The 19907-nt window shown below is 44.7% G+C and carries 15 protein-coding genes; 9 read left to right on the top strand and 6 right to left on the bottom strand.

The features are described 5' to 3' along the window. Positions 1–125: 125 nt before the first annotated feature. Positions 126–1964 carry an LTA synthase family protein gene (locus ACMA1I_RS02705; protein WP_337066713.1) on the bottom strand — a complete coding sequence of 613 codons (1839 nt, stop codon included), beginning with the start codon at positions 1962–1964 and terminating at the stop codon, positions 126–128. 867 nt (positions 1965–2831) lie between these two features. On the opposite strand from ACMA1I_RS02705, the gene ACMA1I_RS02700 reads away from it, so the two are divergent. After that, positions 2832–5024 carry a glutamine synthetase III gene (locus ACMA1I_RS02700; protein ID WP_337066712.1) on the top strand — a complete coding sequence of 731 codons (2193 nt, stop codon included), beginning with the start codon at positions 2832–2834 and terminating at the stop codon, positions 5022–5024. 183 nt (positions 5025–5207) lie between these two features. Here ACMA1I_RS02700 and ACMA1I_RS02695 read toward each other — a convergent pair whose 3' ends face one another. Beyond that, the gene (locus tag ACMA1I_RS02695) at positions 5208–5561 is read right to left on the bottom strand and encodes a hypothetical protein (protein WP_337066711.1); all 354 of its coding nucleotides are present in this window, start codon (positions 5559–5561) and stop codon (positions 5208–5210) included. Between the two features lie 293 nt (positions 5562–5854). On the opposite strand from ACMA1I_RS02695, the gene ispG reads away from it, so the two are divergent. The 4 genes from ispG (at position 5855) to ACMA1I_RS02675 (ending at position 9395) form a co-directional block, all read left to right on the top strand. Continuing rightward, the gene (gene ispG / locus ACMA1I_RS02690) at positions 5855–7828 is read left to right on the top strand and encodes a (E)-4-hydroxy-3-methylbut-2-enyl-diphosphate synthase (protein WP_337066710.1); all 1974 of its coding nucleotides are present in this window, start codon (positions 5855–5857) and stop codon (positions 7826–7828) included. 177 nt (positions 7829–8005) lie between these two features. Continuing rightward, the gene (locus ACMA1I_RS02685; protein WP_337066708.1) at positions 8006–8170 is read left to right on the top strand and encodes a DUF6728 family protein; all 165 of its coding nucleotides are present in this window, start codon (positions 8006–8008) and stop codon (positions 8168–8170) included. A gap of 7 nt (positions 8171–8177) precedes the next feature. Beyond that, positions 8178–8531 (top strand): MmcQ/YjbR family DNA-binding protein, encoded by a 354-nt coding sequence (locus tag ACMA1I_RS02680; protein ID WP_337066707.1) that lies wholly within the window; start codon positions 8178–8180, stop codon positions 8529–8531. A 393-nt stretch (positions 8532–8924) separates the two neighbouring features. Beyond that, on the top strand, positions 8925–9395 hold the full coding sequence (locus ACMA1I_RS02675; RefSeq protein WP_337066706.1) for a MarR family winged helix-turn-helix transcriptional regulator: 471 nt from the start codon (positions 8925–8927) through the stop codon (positions 9393–9395). Between the two features lie 170 nt (positions 9396–9565). On the opposite strand, the gene leuS is transcribed toward ACMA1I_RS02675, so the two are convergent. Beyond that, on the bottom strand, positions 9566–12337 hold the full coding sequence (leuS, locus tag ACMA1I_RS02670) for a leucine--tRNA ligase (RefSeq protein WP_337066705.1): 2772 nt from the start codon (positions 12335–12337) through the stop codon (positions 9566–9568). A 514-nt stretch (positions 12338–12851) separates the two neighbouring features. On the opposite strand from leuS, the gene ACMA1I_RS02665 reads away from it, so the two are divergent. Then, a complete protein-coding gene (locus tag ACMA1I_RS02665) occupies positions 12852–13505 on the top strand; it encodes a DsbA family protein (protein ID WP_337066704.1) in 654 nt (217 codons plus the stop codon). Positions 13506–13518: 13 nt separating this feature from the next. Here the strand turns inward: ACMA1I_RS02665 and ACMA1I_RS02660 are convergent, their stop codons facing one another. Both ACMA1I_RS02660 and ACMA1I_RS02655 read right to left on the bottom strand, forming a co-directional pair. Beyond that, on the bottom strand, positions 13519–14253 hold the full coding sequence (locus ACMA1I_RS02660; protein ID WP_337066703.1) for a spheroidene monooxygenase: 735 nt from the start codon (positions 14251–14253) through the stop codon (positions 13519–13521). Between the two features lie 106 nt (positions 14254–14359). Next, the gene (locus ACMA1I_RS02655) at positions 14360–14860 is read right to left on the bottom strand and encodes a pyridoxamine 5'-phosphate oxidase family protein (RefSeq protein WP_337066702.1); all 501 of its coding nucleotides are present in this window, start codon (positions 14858–14860) and stop codon (positions 14360–14362) included. Between the two features lie 260 nt (positions 14861–15120). On the opposite strand from ACMA1I_RS02655, the gene ACMA1I_RS02650 reads away from it, so the two are divergent. Continuing rightward, a complete protein-coding gene (locus tag ACMA1I_RS02650) occupies positions 15121–15705 on the top strand; it encodes an ACP phosphodiesterase (RefSeq protein WP_337066701.1) in 585 nt (194 codons plus the stop codon). 45 nt (positions 15706–15750) lie between these two features. On the opposite strand, the gene nhaA is transcribed toward ACMA1I_RS02650, so the two are convergent. Then, positions 15751–17109: a Na+/H+ antiporter NhaA gene (gene nhaA, locus ACMA1I_RS02645; protein WP_337066700.1), complete on the bottom strand. Its 1359-nt coding sequence runs from the start codon at positions 17107–17109 to the stop codon at positions 15751–15753. Between the two features lie 465 nt (positions 17110–17574). Here nhaA and ACMA1I_RS02640 point away from each other — a divergent pair, with 465 nt between their 5' ends. Then, the gene (locus tag ACMA1I_RS02640; RefSeq protein ID WP_337066699.1) at positions 17575–17865 is read left to right on the top strand and encodes a hypothetical protein; all 291 of its coding nucleotides are present in this window, start codon (positions 17575–17577) and stop codon (positions 17863–17865) included. 296 nt (positions 17866–18161) lie between these two features. Continuing rightward, positions 18162–19502 (top strand): voltage-gated chloride channel family protein, encoded by a 1341-nt coding sequence (locus tag ACMA1I_RS02635; RefSeq protein ID WP_337066698.1) that lies wholly within the window; start codon positions 18162–18164, stop codon positions 19500–19502. Positions 19503–19907 lie beyond the last annotated feature (405 nt).

Genomic DNA, 19907 nt, shown 5'->3' with positions numbered 1-19907 from the left:
TAGAAATAATAAAGACAGTTTATCTTAAAAAATCAGTTTTCTTACATGATTCAGAACCTGATGCATCAATGAGAATTCAGATTATTTCCAGATCTCTATATCTTTAAATTACCCAATCAGTCAAACTACTTCAAAATAAAATCTTCGAAGGAATATTGCATGTAAGCTTTGCCCTGCTCCAGTTGCTCATCGGTTACACCTTCGTCGCGGAGCAGGACATTTCTACCTATGTTATCCAGGACCACGGCGCCTTGGTTGGTTATGTAGCCAAAGCCATCGTTGAAAACATAAAAAGCAAAAGGATGTGCACTTGGAGCCAGCAGGTTTCTGCTCCACTTAAACTCGTCGTATGGCATGCCCAGCTGGTGCAACAGGGTGGCGGCAATGTCGGTTTGAGTACCAAGGGTAGCTACTTGCCTGCCTTTTTCCTTTACAGCTCCACCTGTTAGTATAAATGGTATTCGAAATTTGGAAGGCACATGGTTCGGGTCTTCGTTTGGAAGTGGGTGCCCGTGGTCTGCCACCAGCACAACCAGCGTATGCTCCCACCACGGCTGCTGCTGTGCCGCTTCTATAAATTGCCCTAAAGCCCAGTCGGTATAGTAAACTGAATTCCGGAACATGGCGGCAAAATCGTTGCCTGGGAATTTAGCGGGAATCGGGATATCATAAGGCTCATGGCTGCTAAGGGTAAAAACAGTAGAAAAGAAGGGCTGTTTCTCGGTGTTAAGATCTTGCAGTACCTTATTGAAAAGCACATGATCGTGCGTTCCCCATTTTGAATTATAAGTCTTAGAGCTAAAATCAAACTTGCTGATAAGTCGGTCGTAGCCTCCATTGAGCAAATACGATTTGATGTTGGCAAACTCCAACTCACCTCCGTGGTAAAAGCTGGTGCTATAGCCGTGTTGCTCAAATACCACACTAAGCTCCGGCAGCTGTTCTGACTTTCTTGGGTTTTTAATGATGGAGGTAGTTGTTTGCACCGGGTAACCGCTCAACAACGAAACCAGGCCTTTTTCGCTTCGGTCGCCGCTGGCGTACATCTGTGTAAAGTTAATGCCATCAGCGGCCAGTTTATCCAGGTTTGGTGTAACGCCTTGCTCACCGCCCAGGCTGCCGACAAATTTTCCAGTAAAGCTTTCTAAAATGATAAAGAGCACGTTTGGCTTTTTTTCCCGCAAAATATTTTCTGCCGAATCAGGAGTGGCGGCATACAGGTGTGCTACCAGGCTCTCGGCCTGCTGCAGCTCCATAAACTGGTAAGGGTTTTTCTTTTCCTTGTTGTACTTGAGCAAAGAGTGCATCAGATTCCAGGGCATGTTTAAGCTGGCATGGTTGGCAAAAGGCTTATCAGAAAAATAAGCGATGCTTTGGTTAATCGGGATTTGCTGCAATCCGCCCCGGATAGGAATCACAAGTAGAATAAGGTACAAAAAGGCAATGGCAGAAAAGAGCAGCCGCGGGTAAATATGCACAAAAGTTCTGTAGTCGAATACAAACCTGAACAAGAACAGGAAAAAGGCTGACGTAGTTATTGTAATAACAGCAAGTAAAAACCAGGGTGCAATGGCTGTTGAAGCCATGAGTTCGGCAGGGGTATTCAGGTACTGGAGAGGAGACGAGTCGAGTCGGAAGCCCCAGAAATTATAAAGCTCCAGGTCTGCAGCCAGCAGCAGGGTAAGCAATAAAATAATGCTAAAGGTGTAATACCTGATAAATTTGCCAGCCCGGAGTTTAGGTATAGCCACCGATATGGTGATAGCTAAAAATGGAATTAAGGAGCAGTAGGCGGCAAAGGAAATGTCTAATGGTAATCCATTAAGAAAAACCTGCCCAACTTCTTTACTGCTTAAGGTATGTGTGCGGGGCAGGTGGTACAGCAAAAAAATAGCTCTGGTCACCAGAAAGTAGATAATCCAGAACAGGAAATAAAAAGGCTGATAAAAAATTCTTCGTTTCACGGTGCAAATATAGCGCATTAAGCGGTGCTCTGTTAGATTACTTAGAAGCACCCGTTTGCTACAAAAAGCCTTATGCAAAAATACTACCAGTTATAACATCGAGTTTGGGGTAAATAAATTCATATACTATAGCTCAAGTCTATACGATCGGTTGGAAGTAAAGTAATCTTCTCTTTTAGCAGGAAAAGACCAACATTCTTTTGTGTCTGCCTCAATAGTTTACTAGCATTAAGCCAGCTTCTAAAAACAACACTCAATTATTCTAATGAAATTGCCCTTCCGGAGCAGAAATCCCGCTAGTGCCTGAAGGGGTTTCCTAATTTGCTGATATCTTCTATTTTCTGGTAGCACGCTCTTCTTGCGCACTGGCGGCAGTCGCTAAGTATATATGCCGCTCTAAGACCAAATAATTCATGAAGTAAACTGTAAATCGTTCTCCACTTATCTTAATTGGGATTATCATCATTGTTCATGAAAGCATTTCATATTTGGTTGATTTACTTTATTGCCGATCCTTCCCTTATAGAGAGGCATCTTCAGAAAAAATAATCTTTTCCTAAACTAAAGCCAGATTTTAAAAGGGGGCTTCTGCAAAAACCTTATTAAGTTGATGAATTAGCTATTAAGAATAGGTAGGATAGCAGCCGCAGGTAAAAAATCTGGAGTCGAAAAAGCTTTTAAAACAAAAATCAATGCAGTGATTAGAAAAAAGGGTGATTTTTTGGCGGATCTGGTGCAAAAAGAAGGGGGTTATTTAAAAAATTAGCAAGAAATTTTAAAAACACCTATAAAAAAATCAGCAATACGCTTGTGAAATTAAATTTCTGGCTATATTTGCTCAAATAAAAACAACAACCTTATCTTCATATGGCCAAACTTCGTTTCAAAGCTCTTGAGCTCGTAAGCCAACGAACAGTTACTGAGGTATCATCTACTTCACAAAAAATTTCAGATTACTATGGAGAGAACGTATTTGGATTAGACGCCATGCGTTCAACACTCTCATCTGACTACTTTAAGAAGCTGCGTCGTGCCATCGATGCGGGAGAAAAAGTAGACCGCAACTTAGCCGATACTGTTGCAGCTGCTATGAAAGCATGGGCAGTAGACAAAGGTGCTACACACTACACACACTGGTTCCAACCGTTGACAGGTGCTACTGCCGAAAAGCATGACTCGTTTTTTGACCTGACCAGCGATGGCAAGGCAATCGAGAGCTTTAAAGCAAGCGCTTTGGTACAGCAAGAGCCAGATGCCTCTTCTTTCCCTAGCGGTGGTATCCGAAATACTTTTGAGGCCCGTGGGTATACTGCCTGGGATCCTTCTTCTCCTGCCTTTATCTTGGAGAGCGGTGGTTCTAAAACGCTTTGTATTCCTACTATCTTCGTTTCTTACACTGGCGAAGCCCTTGATTACAAGACACCATTGCTGAAGTCGCTGAACCTGCTGAATGAAGCTGCCGTGCCGGTTTGCCAGTATTTTGATAAGGATGTTTCTAGAGTTGGCGTTACGTTGGGTATCGAGCAGGAATATTTCCTGGTAGACAGAGCTTTGTACGATGCACGCCCTGACCTTGCTATTTCCGGAAGAACTGTATTCGGACATTCGCCTGCCAAAGGCCAGCAGCTGGAAGACCATTATTTTGGTTCTATCCCTAGCCGTGTGCACGCCTTTATGGTCGATTTCGAAACTGCTGCCCATAAATTAGGTATTCCGTTGCGTACGCGTCACAATGAAGTGGCTCCAAGCCAGTTTGAGTGTGCACCTACTTTCGAAGATGCCAGCCTTGCTGCCGACCACAACCAGCTCCTGATGGATATTATGGACAAGGTGGCCGAGTTGCATGGGTTTAAAGTGCTGCTGCACGAGAAGCCGTTTAAAGGAATTAACGGTAGCGGCAAGCACAACAACTGGGCTATGAGCACCAACACAGGTGTAAACCTGTTGTCTCCTGGCAAAAAACCAAAAGAGAACCTGCAGTTCCTTACTTTCTTCATCAATACCATTCAGGCGGTTTACAAAAATGCTGATCTGTTACGTGCAACCATTGCCTCTGCCAGCAACGACCACCGTTTAGGTGCAAACGAAGCTCCTCCGGCTATTATGTCTGTATTTATCGGACAGCAGTTAACAGAGTTGCTCGACGAGTTCGAGCGCACCGAGAAAGTGCCTATGGAGAAAGGTGATAACATGTACATGAAGCTTGGTATTGACAAGATACCTGAGATCCTTCTGGACAACACCGACCGTAACCGTACTTCTCCTTTTGCCTTTACAGGTAATAAGTTTGAGTTCCGTGCTGTTGGTTCTTCTGCCAACGTGTCTGCTCCTATGACTGCGCTGAACACCATGATGGCTAATCAGCTGATCGAGTTCAGAACTAAAGTTGATCAACTGATCGACGGACAAGGCATGAAGAAAGAGATTGCTATTATCCAGGTGTTGCGCGAGTATGTAGTAGAGTCTAAGAACATCCGCTTCGAAGGAAACGGCTACTCAGAGGAGTGGGCTCAGGAAGCTGAGCGTCGTGGTTTATCTAACGTTAAATCCACGCCACGCGCGCTTGACGTGTACCACAGACAAGACGTAAAAGACCTGTTCACGAAACATGGTATCTTTACTGAGGTTGAATTGAATGCGCGTCACGAAATCCTTCTGGAAGAGTACATCAAAAAGATCCAGATCGAATCTCGTGTAATGGGCGATCTAGCCATGAACCACGTTATTCCTACTGCCGTTGCTTATCAGAACAAGCTGATCAACAACTACAAAGGCCTGAAGGAGCTTGGTCTGGAAGACGATTACTCTGACACCATGCTGGAATCTATCAAAAAAATGTCTGGCTACATTTCTACTATTCAGAAAAATGTAGTCGCCATGATCGGTCAGCGTAAAGTGGCTAATAAAATAGAAGATTCACGTGAGCGTGCTATTTTCTATTGCGAAGAAATTTACAGCTACTTCGATACTATCCGTCACAGCGTAGACAAGCTGGAACTGATGGTAGACGACGAAGACTGGCCACTGGTTAAATACCGTGAGCTGCTTTTCCTGCGCTAATCAGAAATAATCTTTGTAAAAAAGGAGGCAACCGAAAGGTTGCCTCCTTTTTTATGTGCCAAGGCCTAGTCAAACCTAGCTTAAAACAGCTCCGGAATGCACTTTCGATTAGAATAATTTCACTATTCCTTAACAAGGTTGAAGCGTGTTGGTTATAGCTAAACCAAGTGGCTACGGATGTGCTTATCGCCATTTGCTTATAATCGTTCCGCCAATTTTAGCCAGTATGAGTGGGAGGAGTACCAGCGCCAGACCAGCCGCTATAACAGGCCTAAGCCCCATTCGAATTATGAGGTTGCGTACAATCCGATCTTTAAGCTCCTGGGCCATAAATTTTGCGCCTGCTGTTATCGGTTTTCCTTTTAGCACTTGCTCTACTTCCTGCCAATTGCCTCTTTCGGCTTGCCTTTTTAAAAATCCCAGCACAGTGTCTTTGGTAATAAGAATAGATTCTGCCACCTGTTGCTGCCTCAACTTGGTCCAGCGCATGAGCTCCTCTGGTTTAAGTTGTTCAAAATGAGGTATTGTGAATTTCATGTTCTACAGTTATTAGTTTCTACCAGCAAGTAGCTTTTACTTAATACGTATTGATTTATAATTTATTAAAAATTAATGGATTAAATGTAATAGAGAGTAAACTAATCCCCCTCTTTACATTTTTTTAATCGACCTATTCATTATTGTTGCATCTTCTGAAAGGTTAGCCACAGAAGCAGGCGCCAGGTTATTTTTAAGATTATAATAACGAATAAACAGTAACTTTACGTTCTATAGCAGTTGAACAAACCAGGGTTAACTTTGGTTAATAATACAAGCAGATTCATATTCAGATGAGCAAAATTTATTGTCCGAGCCTGACGGCCTACGAGCGCAGAAAATCTATAGTAGTTAATATTGGCGATTTGCCTATGGGAGGCGATTACCCAATCAGAGTACAGTCGATGACTACCGTAGATACCATGGACACGCTTGGGTCGGTGGAGCAGTGTATTCGCATGATTGAGGCTGGCTGCGAATATATTAGAATTACAGCTCCGAGCATAAAGGAAGCGGAGAACCTGCGCCAAATCCGCAATGAGTTGCATCGCCGAGGCTACAAAGTGCCTTTAATTGCCGACATTCACTTTACTCCCAATGCTGCCGAAGTGGCAGCGCGTATTGTCGAAAAGGTGCGCGTTAACCCAGGTAACTATGCCGATAAAAAGAAGTTTGAAGTAATTGAGTACAACGATACCACCTACCAGGCAGAACTGGACCGTATTCGTGAACGATTTTTGCCTCTTGTCCGGATCTGCAAGGAGCATGGAACGGCCATGCGCATTGGTACGAACCACGGTTCGCTCTCCGACCGAATTTTAAGTAGATACGGTGATACGCCGCTGGGCATGGTGGAAAGTGCGCTGGAGTTTTTGCGAATTTGTGAAGATGAGCAGTACTACAACATCGTCATTTCCATGAAAGCCTCGAACACGCAGGTAATGGTGCAGGCGTACAGGCTGCTGGTTCAAAAATTAGAGGAAGAGGGGCTAAAACCTTACCCGCTGCACCTGGGTGTTACAGAGGCTGGAGAAGCAGAAGACGGGCGGATTAAATCGGCTGTAGGCATCGGCACTTTGTTAGAAGATGGATTAGGTGATACGGTGCGGGTGTCGTTAACGGAGGCTCCGGAAGCAGAAGCTCCCGTTGCCAAAGCCCTCATCGACCGTTATACACACCGGGCCGAAAAAGCTCAGCCGATTAAGCCGATATGTGAGGTGCCCAACGATCCGTTTCAGTACAACCGCCGGGATACGGTGGAGGTGGAGAACCTGGGTGGCTTAAATGTGCCGCGTGTGGTGGCAGACCTGAGCCGTTTGCAGGATGTGGTGTACGCAGATCTGAAAAGTGTAGGACACCTATACTCCATGCTGCTCGATAAGTTTAACATGAACGATTTGGGTGCCGATTTTATTTATACCGGCGATACACCTATTACCTTCATGTTGCCCAACGGCCTGAAAGAAATTGTGCATTATGTGCCCTGGCAACTAATGACAGATCAGGAGAACAGTCATCCCCTGCTCACCACAAAACAATACCTGGAAGCTACACAACTGCACCCTCGGCTCAATTTTGTAGAGGCCTCAATAAGTGATTTGACTGATGCTATGCTGCAGCGTCTGAAAGAAGATTCAACCGCGGTACTTTTCTTAAACACTACCAACGAACATGCCATGCCTGAGCTACGCAAGTGCTTTTTCCGGCTCATGAACAATGGAGTTAAAACACCTTGTATTATAAAACGAGCGTACGGGGAACTTACCAATGACCAGGTGCAGCTATATGCAGCGACTGATATAGGAGGTTTGCTTATAGATGGCTTAGGCGATGGCGTTATGCTTGGAACAGAGTTTCTGTCTGCTCAGCATAAGCCTGATCTACTGCAAACCATCGATAAGCTTAATAACCTTAGTTTCGGTATTTTGCAGGCAGCGCGCACTCGCATGAGCAAAACAGAGTACATCAGTTGCCCAAGCTGCGGCCGCACACTTTTCGACCTGCAGGAAACTACTGCTATGATCCGTAAACGTACTGACCACCTAAAAGGAGTGAAGATCGGGATTATGGGCTGCATTGTAAACGGACCTGGTGAAATGGCAGATGCAGATTATGGCTACGTGGGTGTTGGCAAAGATAAAATAGCGTTATACCGCGGCCAGACTGTTGTTAAAAAATCTGTTCCTGCCGACCGCGCCGTAGATGAGCTTATCGAGCTTATCCGCGAGGATGAGAAATGGCTGGAGCCAATGCAGTTGGAGCAGTAATTAGCCAGCTGTAATAAATCCCTTTGGTCGTGCCTTATAGGCCAATGGCCTTAAATGCCTCTGGAAGGCCAGTTTCATTTAAAGAATTTAACAGGATAAGGCCTGATGAATAGCCACAGAAGGAGGCGATTTCATTTTTAAAGTTTAATTATTGTATTTCCTAAAAAGAAGACGATCATGAAAGGTTTATTTGATTTTTCAGAAGTGGCAACTTATTTTTTCCGTAAAAAAGATGCAAACCGCAAATCGAATTTTAATTTACGCGCAATGCATACCATTAACAAAATCTCCATTGTTATGTTTTTATTGGGGCTGGTATACTTTATAATCAAACACTGGTAAATCAGCTATGAACATTGAGGAGTTTCGGGAGTATTGCCTGGCGAAACCAGGCACTACAGAAGCTATGCCTTTTGGTGAAGATACCCTCGTGTTTAAGGTTTGCGGAAAAATATTTGCCCTTACCAATGTTAATACCTATTCTTCAGGTATTAATCTAAAATGTGACCCAACCTTAGCCATTGAGCTAAGGGAAAAATACACCTGTGTACTGCCAGGCTACCATATGAGCAAAAAACATTGGAATACGATTGTACCTGATGGTTCCGTTCCTGATAAGCTGCTACAACAATGGATAGACGACTCCTATAACCTGATAGTACAAAAGTTACCCAAAGCCTTGCAAGCCTCTCTTGTAACTTAAATTAAAGTGCATTTTTCTGTTGGCAGCCCTGACGACAGAAAAAAATTGGCTGCTATAAAGTCTGCAGCCAAGGTTACCTGTTTTCATTTGTAAATTAAGTCCAAATTAAATCCGGCTATATAGTTTAAGGGATAGCAATAAGGGGAGTGCCCGGAGACTGCAAATCACCCTAAAAGTGCTGCAGAGGCAGAAATTTATGTTTATACATCAAAAAGAATATAGAATTAAACAATATTTTGTATATTATGTGCTATTCTGTAGCAAGGGCTTTTTACACTTCTTTGATATGCAATCTAATACAAAACGATGAGCAGAATTCTTTAAAAAAAGGTAGAAAATCAGCAGGAAAAAAATATTTTTTACTTATACTTGAATACACACATTCTACGTTACATGCAGCTAGAACTTGAATTAGAAGGCTATTCCTTTCGGAATGAAAGGCAAAAGGGATGTATAAATATTGTTTATACTTCCAGTTTAGTTTTTAACACTTATGAGATTTTTTTCAAACATTACGAGCTTACATTTCAGCAGTATAATATTCTGCGCATCCTGCGCGATGAATTTCCAGATCCTGTTTCTACCTCCGTACTGAGAGAGCGTATGCTAGATAAAATGTCGGATGTATCGCGGTTAGTGAGCAGGCTCAAAAACAAAGAGCTCGTTTCTGTTACGCCTAATCCAATCGATAAAAGGTTGGTCAACATACTGATTTCTGAAAAAGGTCTGGCATTGCTCAAGAGAATAGACGAAAAAATTGTACATATGGACGGTATGCTCCTCGAGCTGGATGAGCAGGAAGCTCAAACCCTTAATGCACTGCTTGATAAAGTACGCTCTTCTGTGCGCAAGCTAAAAATATAAAGTCGGCCGTTTCTTGTTTCACTAATGCTGCTGATATTGGCAGTCGTAGAAGTGTGCCTTTTAGGTGCTTCAGTTGCACATAATTTGCATTTGTAAAGTCCGGAAAAGCAAAAGCCGCCTAAAATTAATTCTAAGCGGCTTTTGTAAGTTAATTGGTAAGATGGAGGTCTTTATACTACCACGTTTATTATTTTGTTCTGCACAATAATAATTTTCTTTGGTGATTTTCCTTCCAAGAATTTCTGTACCTGCTCATCGGCAACAACGGCTTTTTCCATTTCTTCGCGTGCAGCATCAGTGGCAAACGTTAACTTGGCGCGCATTTTACCATTGATCGATACCGGATACTCAAAAGAATTTTCTATCAGGTAATCGGCGTTCCAAGTCGGGAACTGGGCAAAACTAATGCTTTCGCTATGCCCAAGTTTTTCCCATAACTCCTCTGTAATATGTGGAGCATAAGGAGCCAGAATAATGGTAAGCGGCTCCAGAATAGCGCGTTTATTGCACTTAAGCTGCACCAGCTCATTTACACAAATCATGAAGGTGGACACTGAGGTATTGAACGAAAAGCGCTCAATATCTTCTTCTACTTTCTTAATGGTTTTGTGCAGCGATTTTAGCTCAACAGGAGTAGGCTCGGCATCAGAAACAGCCAGGTTACCATCTTTGTCGAAGAAGAGCTTCCAGAAGCGGCGCAGGAATTTATTTACACCGTCCATGCCATTGGTATTCCACGGCTTAAACTGCTCCAGCGGCCCCAGGAACATTTCATACATGCGTAGTGTATCGGCACCCAATCGTTCTACCAGGTCATCCGGGTTTACTACGTTATACTTCGACTTCGACATCTTCTCAATCTCAACGCCGCAGATGTATTTTCCGTCCTCCAAGATAAACTCTGCACTCGCATACTCTGCACGCCAGCTCTTAAATGCCTCCAGATCCAGCACATCATTCTCCACAATATTAACATCAACATGCAGTTCCGTTGTGTCATACTGTTCTTTCAACCCGAATGAGACAAATGTGTTGCTGTCTTTAAGGCGGTACACAAAGTTTGACCTGCCCTGGATCATGCCCTGATTGATCAGCTTTTTAAATGGCTCGTCTTCCGGCACCAGTGCCATATCGAAGAGGAACTTATTCCAGAAGCGGGAGTAGAGCAAGTGGCCAGTGGCATGTTCGGAACCGCCAATGTAAAGATCTACGCTGCGCCAGTAATTTACCACATCCTGGTCTACAAAGGCCTGCTCGTTCTGAGGGTCCATGTAGCGGTACCAGTACCAGCTCGAGCCCGCCCAGCCAGGCATCGTGCTTAATTCGTAAGGGTGCTCGTTCTGGTATTTCCAATCTACGGCGCGTCCAAGCGGTGGCTCACCTGTTTCAGTAGGTAGGTAAGCATCTATTTTTGGCAGCTCCAGGGGCAGTTCGCTCTCCTGGATCAGGTGCGGAATTCCGTCCTTAAAATACACTGGCACAGGTTCTCCCCAGTAGCGTTGGCGGCTGAACACCGCATCGCGCATGCGGAAGTTGATCTTGGCCTTTCCAACACCATTGTCTTCCAGGAACTTGATCAGCACGGGCATGGCTTCCTGATACGTAAGGCCATTGATTATTTCCGAATTCATATAGCGGCCTTCTTTAGTCGCATCTGCCTGATGCGCTATATCTTGCTGGGCATCGAGCACCTGCACAATAGGCAAATTAAAATGAGTGGCAAAGTTCCAGTCGCGCTGATCGCCAGATGGTACTGCCATAACGGCTCCGGTACCGTATCCAGCTAGCACGTAATCGGCAATGTACACAGGTATTTTTTCGCCGTTAAACGGGTTAATGGCATATGCTCCGGTAAAGGCACCTGAGATGGTTTTTACATCGGCCATGCGCTCGCGTTCCGAACGGTTTTTAGCAACAGCCACATAGGTTTCCACCTCAAAGGCCTGCTCTGTAGTGGTAATCTGGTTCACCAGTTCATGCTCCGGTGCGAGTACCAGAAACGTTACGCCATAAATGGTATCGATGCGGGTGGTAAATACTTTAATTTGTTGATCCGAATTTTCGATAGCAAAGGCCATTTCAGCCCCAATGGATTTTCCTATCCAGTTACGCTGCATTTCCTTTACCGGCTCCGGCCAGTCGATCTTGTCCAGCCCCTGCAACAAACGCTCTGCATAGGCTGTAATGCGCATCATCCACTGGCGCATACGCTTCCGCTCTACCGGATAGCCACCACGCTCTGATACGCCGTCTTTAACTTCATCGTTTGCCAGTACAGTACCCAGGGCAGGGCACCAGTTTACTACAGCTTCTGCCACGTAGGTTAAGCGGTATTTCAAGAGCATCTCCGCTTTTTGCTGCTCCGTCATGGCCAGCCACTCATCAGAGGTAAAGGCAGGAGTATCTTCATCGCAGGCGGCGTTTACTTTTTGGTTACCGCTTTCCTCGAAGGCACGCACCAACTGGTCTATGGGCTCTGCTGCTTCTGCACTATAGTTATAGTAGCTTTGGAACAGCTGCATAAAGATCCACTGCGTCCATTTGTAGTAGCCTGGGTCGGAGGTGCGCACCTCACGTTCCCACTCAAAGGAGAAGCCCAGGTTCTTAAGCTGCTCCAGGTAGCGGGTAATGTTTTGTTCAGTGGTAATGGCTGGGTGCTGGCCAGTCTGTATCGCATATTGCTCTGCCGGTAAGCCAAAAGCATCGAAGCCCATTGGATGCAGCACATTAAAGCCTTTGGAGCGCTTGTAGCGGCTCACGATGTCAGAGGCAATGTAACCGAGCGGGTGCCCCACATGAAGCCCTGCACCGGAAGGGTACGGAAACATGTCGAGTGAGTAGTATTTAGGTTTCTCACTTGCTGCCTCGGCTCTGAACGTCTGGTTTTGCTCCCAGTACCGCTGCCATTTTTTCTCAATTTGATTGAAATTATACTCTGACATCTGTTTTTCTAGCATTGTTTCTTAGGACCGCAAATTTAGGAATAGTTAGTAGATAATCGGCAATAGATATAGTATTATGGTTTTAATGCGCTAGTTTTTTCTGGCGTGTGGTAGCAGGCGGGTTTGTTGACAGCAAATTCTTCTAATAAAAACAGCCTTCCGGAGGTGATTTTAAGATTTTAGATGTTAGACTTTAGATGTTAGATTTTTAACCTTCTCCCAGATACTCGCAGGAGCTGCGCACGCTGCGAGGTCTTACAAGCTTAATTCCTAAACTTTTTACCTCCGGAAGACTATTTTCATTAGCAGAATTACTTTCTAAGCGCGGAGCAGCAAGGTATGAGCAGGTGAACGTGGTTGTTGAGAGCGGCTATTCTATATAAGTTAAAATGCTTATTTTTGTGAAGATAAATTATACCTTTTTCCAATCCGGTACAAGAGCCGGAGGGTCTATAGGTTGCCTCTGCGGGTGATGATAAACGTGCTGATACCTGAGATCTTTAAACAAACAGCTATGGATGAAAAGAATGAGTTGCTGGCAGTGCCGCACCTGATTTATGTAATGGACCCGATGTGTACCTGGTGCTATGGGTTTTCGCCTGTAATACACAAACTGAAAGAAGAACAGGAGCTACCACTTCACCTAAAACTGGTGGTGGGTGGACTGAGGCCTGGTGCTACCACCACCTTACAAGCTGATGCAGTAGAGGATGTGGAGCAGCATTGGAAAGAGGTCGAAAAAACGACTGGCCAGCCATTTAATTACAGCTTTTTTAAGCGAGAAAATTTTATCTACGACACCGAACCTGCCTGTAGGGCTGTGGTTGCTATGCGCTACCTCAACGCAGGTAAAGAAATGGATATGGCAGAAGAGATTCAGGAGGCGTTTTACCATCGCAACCAGGACGTAACAAACCCGAATGTGCTGGCCGCTATTGCCTTAAAGTTTGGTGCCACAGAGAAAGATTTTCTGGAAAATTTTTTCTCAGAAACGACTGTTGAAAAAACACAGCAGGATTTTCTGATCGCCCGCCAGCTCAGGGCTATTGCTTTTCCTAGCTTGTATTTGTTAAGCGGCAAAAAAATAAGCCTGATCAGCAGAGGTTACAAAACCTACGAGGCCATTAAAAGTCGTCTTTCAGAAGCACTTTCTGATCCTGCGGTCTAATTAGCACGGGAGCTTACAAACCAGCTGGCAGCAAAGACTTAAGCGGATCCTTTCCTTGCCAAGTTCCTTCGCTTGCAATAGGAGTAAAGCGTGCAAAGAGTTCTTCTGAGTACCAGTTTTCAGCTCTCGTTCTTTTAATTACCTCTTGGTGCGCCTTCTGCCTGTAGGCATAGGCTTTTATGGCCTCTGCCGATTCCCATACGCTAAAGGTGGCCTGCCTGATAAAGGGTAATTCTCCTAAACCAATAGAGCATAGCAAGCCCTCGGCACTATCTAAGGCTCGGGTGGCAGCCGGTGCATACCTGATAAACCGAGGCAGAGCCAGCCAGTTAATGGAGGCCCGGGTTAGCACTGCCACCGGGCCAGCAGCCTCGGAAGCAGGAGCTAAGCAGGGCTGAAAAGGAGCCTGCTTGTCCCAAAGCCCGTGCGATTGCAGCGGGTGCATCCACACCGTCCATATCTCATCAGTGTGCTGCCCGTACTCCTGCATCAGTGCCGAATTTCTAAAAAAATCATCTGCCGCTGTCTGGCTGCTCCAGGTGCACATAAGGCCATAGCGGTCGAAATTTGGTTTCAGGCTGAATCCTTTGCCTACACCGCTTCCGAGCAGTTTATAAAACAGCAGGCCGGGGACGTTGTTCAGCGGACCCACAGAGGTTCCCATCTGGGAAAGACCCCAGCGCCTATGACCTTTGCGGAGGCCAAAAAGCGTTAAGGTGGTAAGTCGGGCAGGTACAGTTGTTAACAAGAGTTATAATGGAGTTTATGGGAGGGTAAAGGTAGGCAAGTGCATCAAAAAAAACACCTGCCACACCAAAAGGCGACAGGTGTTTTATAGTGAATAGGAGAAGCTGCTAAAGGTTAAGTTTTTCATTTTCTCCCGGATGGTATTCCTCGCCTGTTATTACGGCTTTGGCCATACCAATCAGGTGCACTACGGCACTGTTAGGAGAATCCCAGTATTCAGCCTGTTCAATAGTAACTTTAATAAGACCGATGTTTTTATCGTCTTTGCCATCTGGAAACCAGGCTTTCAAGGCAGGGCTCCAAAGTTCTTCTATTTTTTGTTTGTCTCGGGTAATTGTTGCCTTTCCGGATACGGATACATATAGGTTATCGCTTGGTTTAGAATAGCTCAGATTCACATGGGCATCATTTTCGATTTCGTGCGATTTACCGGAGTCGTAACCAGTAAAGAACCATAGATTGCCATCTTCCTTTACCTCCTGAGTGCTCATAGGCCGGCTCCTCAGCGTTCCATCCTTCTCCTGAGTCGTCATCATGGCAATGTCAATGTCTTTTATCTTCTCGACTAGTTTATGAAGATTTTCTTTGGTGATCAAATTATTAGTCATAGTTTTCGTTCTTGTGTTTGTGTTGTAATTACGCGCTGCTTTCGGAAAGGGTTTGTGCGTTTTGTTCGTGAGTAGCTTCTGTTCGTATAACCAACACCGTTGCCAGTTTGTTTAAACAACGTTCTTGTTACCTGGCAGCGACATCTGAAAAATTTCTGTTACCAGTCCTAAACCGAAATATTAAATAGAATAGATTTCCTGCGGTTTAGCTTCAGTGGCGGCTTTGTTAGCTGCTTTTCATACTAAAACAATACTACTAAGTGAATTACCTGGCCCACCTATTTTTATCTGGAGATGAAGAAGAGTTGCTCATTGGCAATTTTATAGCAGATGCTGTAAAAGGAAAGCAGTTAGAGCAGTATCCGGAAGGAATAGCCCGGGGCATCCGGTTGCACCGCCTCATCGATACCTATACTGATACGCATCCGGTAGTGCACCAGACTAAGCTGCGGCTCAGGCCACACTTCCGCAAGTATGCCCCCGTAGTAGCCGATGTGTTCTACGATCATTTTTTAGCTACTGGCTTCGACCAATTTGCCACCATGCCGCTTGCTTCTTTTGTGGATCGTGTTTACCAGATTATCAACCAGCAATATGACCAGTTGCCGCCAAGGGTGCAGCATTTTTTTCCGTACATGATGCGCCAGAACTGGCTCGCTTCCTACTCTGAAATAGAGGGTATACGGCAGGCCCTGGCAGGGATGAGCCGTCGCACCAGCTTTGTATCGGGAATGGAGCGGGCCGGAGATGAACTACAAGCCAACTACAGGCATTATGCTGCTGATTTCCATAATTTTTTTCCTGAACTGATGCTGTATGTAGAACAGGTGAAAAAGGAGTTGTAAGCGGGGCTACATATGTTTCTGGTGAGTGTGCTGAAGGTTGTGAGGCTATGGTTTAACTGCCACCACAGGTTTGGCCTTAAACAGGAGTAGGTACCCTGCCAAGGCTGCCAGTATAGAGGCCGACAGAATGGCTAGTTTGGCAGTAGCCAGAATGCCTGTTCCCTCAAAAGCCAGGTTTGCAATAAAAATAGACATGGTAAATCCAATGCCGCTTAAAAAGCCAACCCCGATAATATGCCTCCAAGTAATAGAGGCTGGTTTAATGCCCATGCCCGTAACAGAGGCCAGCACTGAAAAAAGCACAATGCCAATAGGCTTGCCCAAAACTAAACCATACACTATTCCTGCTGTTGCCGGATTAAAGAAGTCGTATATGAGGGAAGCATTTACAAATATGCCCGCATTGGCCAAGGCAAAAATAGGCATAATGGCAAAGGCAACCCATGGGTGCAGCGTGTGCTCCAGGCGGCCTAATGGCGAGAGGGCTTTCTTGCAATTGGCCTCTATGGTGTATACAGCAGCCTGTAAATCGTTTTCCTGGTCTGCCGCCTCACTTTTAACAGCAGGATAGGTATGTGCTAAGTAAGAAGAATGCAGTTCGCCCAGCACATTATCAGTACTCGTAATAAATTCTTCCTGGTTAATGCCACTGCGCGAAGGTATGGTGAGCGCCAATAAGATACCTGCTACGGTTGCATGCACCCCTGATAATAGAAACGCAACCCACATTATAAGGCCAAGCAAAATGTATACGCCCAGCACCCGCAGGTTGTAGGAGCTAATAACCAGGAGCAGACCAAAAATTCCGAAGCCAACCCAGAGGCTCAGAAAATTAACGTCTGCCGTATAAAAAACGGCTATGACCAGCACCGCCCCAATATCATCAACAATGGCCAGGGCCACCAGAAACAGCTTAAGCGAAAGGGGAACACGCTTACCGAGTAAGGATAAAATACCAAGTGCAAAGGCAATGTCTGTGGCCATTGGAACTCCCCAGCCTGCTACCGTAGCCTCACCTGCATTCATAAAATAATAAAACAAGGCAGGAACTACCATACCGCCAACAGCAGCCATCACAGGAAATGCCGCTCTGCGCAGCGAGGAAAGCTCGCCGGTGGTTACTTCTCGTTTTATCTCTAACCCAACTACAAAAAAGAAGACAGCCATAAGCCCGTCGTTTATCCAGTGAATCAGATCTTTTGATATGCTTAAATCGCCTAAAGATATAGAGAAGTAGGTATTCCATACTTCGTTGTAAGATTCACTCCAGGCAGAATTAGCCCACAATAATGCGATCAGTGTAATAAAGATGAGCAGGATGCCGCTAAATGCTTCTGCCTGTATAAAGGCCTGCACAGGGTAAAGGATTATTCTAAATAGCCGGCGTTCGACAACGTTACTCACAGTGTGTAGGTTTTTGGTTAATGAGTACCTCGATAACGGAGGTATCCTTGAGAAAGAATTTAAAAATGCTCTAACATGGTTTTAAAAGTTGTCGCCATAAGAAGCATAGGCAGGTGGCTGTTATTCTGCGTCTAAGTTAGGTTTTCCTAAAGTAAGTGCCTGCCAGCAAGAAGAAGAACAATCAAATTCTGCCTCTACGGTTAAGGCCAAATTAGATAGATTTATTTACAAATCCATTTTTAAGTTAACTACCAATTTGGCAAAGTAGGAGTTGCTCTGGTGGTAAATTACCAGAAAGTAAAATTAAAATGAAAAATGTAAGACTGTTTATGTACTCCAAGAGCATAAGTACGTACTTATTCATTGTAGGTGTTTTTACACATAAAGTATTTTTACTTATTATGAAATTTTTTAAATTTGAAAATGCACCCGCTTCATCCATAATTGAAATATAGTATAAGTACCATGGGTAAAAAAAGAGCCATAGCTGAGGTTTTAAATGCTGACTTAGACGAAGCTCTATCTGACAAACTATATCAGTTGGTCTATAACTTTCTAAAAGTAAATGACTACAACATTTACTTTAATATCATGCAGTTTAAATTTAATACTGTTTTGGATTATCCTATTGATGCAGATATGGAATACAAAATCATGCACTATATGATTGAAAAGATGCAGGAACATCATCCGGGAGTTTTAGGTCAATTTTTGGTGCAATTGCAAAACGATGCGGCCTCCCTCACTACACCCTAAACTTTTTGAAACGGTTTAAAGCACCTGAGAATTGCTTTAGAAGCACATCCCTTATCTAATAGCCACGGCAATTGGTTTTACTGCCTCATAACATCCTTTTACCGGATGAGCGATTTCGGAGGTGAAGCGTTAAGTTCCTGAAATTATAGTTGCGCTACATCTTGTGGTGCACTACATTTGCCGCAGAAGGTGGTGGAGTTCGCCTGAATCCGCCTTGTTTTAGGGCTGATAACTTTTGTTTAAGCATGTGGTCTTCATGTACTAGCAGGGTATAGCCAGTTGTCAGCTGCATTTTTATGAAACCATATCCCCAGTCCAAGCTCGGTACAAATACTTTTATAAAGAAGCTTTTCTCACCGGGGGAACAGGCCAAGGCCTTGCTTTTCACTTGCAAGTGGCTAGTTATTAGCAGTGTGGTAGGAGTGCTGGTGGGCTCTGCTTCCGCTTTTTTCCTCACTTCCTTAAACTGGGTTACTTATTATCGTGAGGCACATCTTGCAATTATCTGGCTATTGCCCCTAGGCGGCTTGCTGGTTGGGTTGCTGTACCATTATTGGGGAGGCAGATCTGTAAAGGGGAACAACCTGCTCCTGGAGGAAATACATCATCCCCGCCAAATCATTCCTTTTAAAATGGCACCGCTGGTACTGTTTGGTACCCTCGTGACACACCTTTTGGGTGGTTCGGCAGGCAGAGAAGGGACGGCTGTGCAAATGGGAGGAACTATTGCCGATCAATTTACGAGGGTTTTCAAACTTCGGCCCCGCGACCGTAAAAGTCTCCTTATTACCGGTATTAGCGCTGGGTTTGCCTCTTTGTTTGGTACGCCTTTAGCAGGAGCCATTTTTGGGCTTGAGGTATTTGTGATAGGCCGCATCCGCTACGATGCCTTGGTACCAAGCATTCTCGCGGCCGTTATCGCCAACCTTACCTGCCACGCCTGGGGTGTAGGCCATACCCATTACGAAATTCCTATTGTGCCTGCTATGACCCCGGAAGGTTTTGCTTATGCACTGCTTGCCGGAGCAGTCTTTGGTTTAACAGGAATGATCTTCGCGAAAGCAACCCACTTCTGGACTGACCAATTCAGGAACAGATTTTCGTACGCGCCGCTTCGTCCGTTTGTAGGTGGTTTAGTGGTAGCGGTGGCTGTTTGGGCAATTGGCACCACCAAATACATTGGCCTGGGTTTACCCACTATTCTGGCTTCTTTTACAGAGGAGCTACCTGTCTACGATTCTTTTCTAAAGATCCTATTTACATCCTTTACGTTGGGAGCTGGCTTCAAGGGCGGAGAAGTAACCCCTTTGTTTTTTACAGGAGCCACCATGGGAAATGCACTCTCGCAGCTTATTCCGCTGCCCATGGGGCTGCTGGCAGGAATGGGCTTTGTGGCAGTCTTTTCCGGAGCTACCAATACTCCACTTACCTGTACAATTATGGCAATGGAGCTTTTTGGTGCTGAAAGCGCTGTGTTTATGGCACTTGCCTGTGTTTGCGCTTACCTGTTTTCGGGGCATTCGGGTGTTTATGGTGCTCAACTAATAGGAAGCCCGAAGCACCTTTTTTACGGAAGGGAAGAAGGCAAGAGCTTGGCTTCTGTTCTGGAAGACCGCCGTAAAAAGCGGAGAAAATAAGGAATTTGCCTGCTGTTCAAACATGCATCACCTAGAGCCCATTAGGTTCAAAGCTTCGTAGTACCTCCGGAAGGCCCATTTTATTAGCGGAATTTGACAGCCAAAGAACATGGTAGGTGGGGTTGCTATAGAGTACATTTAAAAGTGGAAAGCACGCTACCTGTTGCTGCAGATGCCTGGAACAGCCTTGTACCTAACACCAACTAAATGCCTCCGGAAGGCCTTTTTCATTAAAATAATTCACGTAAAGCATAGCATTTCACTTTATAACTAACAGTAGTTTGTGTGAATAATGATAAGCTATCATTTTTAGACAAACCTTAAACAAAAGAAAATAGCTAATATTTAGCTCTTAAAGCATGTTTAAGGCGATCAGAGTTTAAACATTCTGATTTTAATTTAAAC

Origin of the sequence: Pontibacter sp. 13R65, assembly GCF_047525655.1 — a bacterium.
Taxonomy (GTDB): Bacteria; Bacteroidota; Bacteroidia; order Cytophagales; family Hymenobacteraceae; genus Pontibacter.
This window is presented reverse-complemented; position numbering and strand designations above follow the sequence as displayed.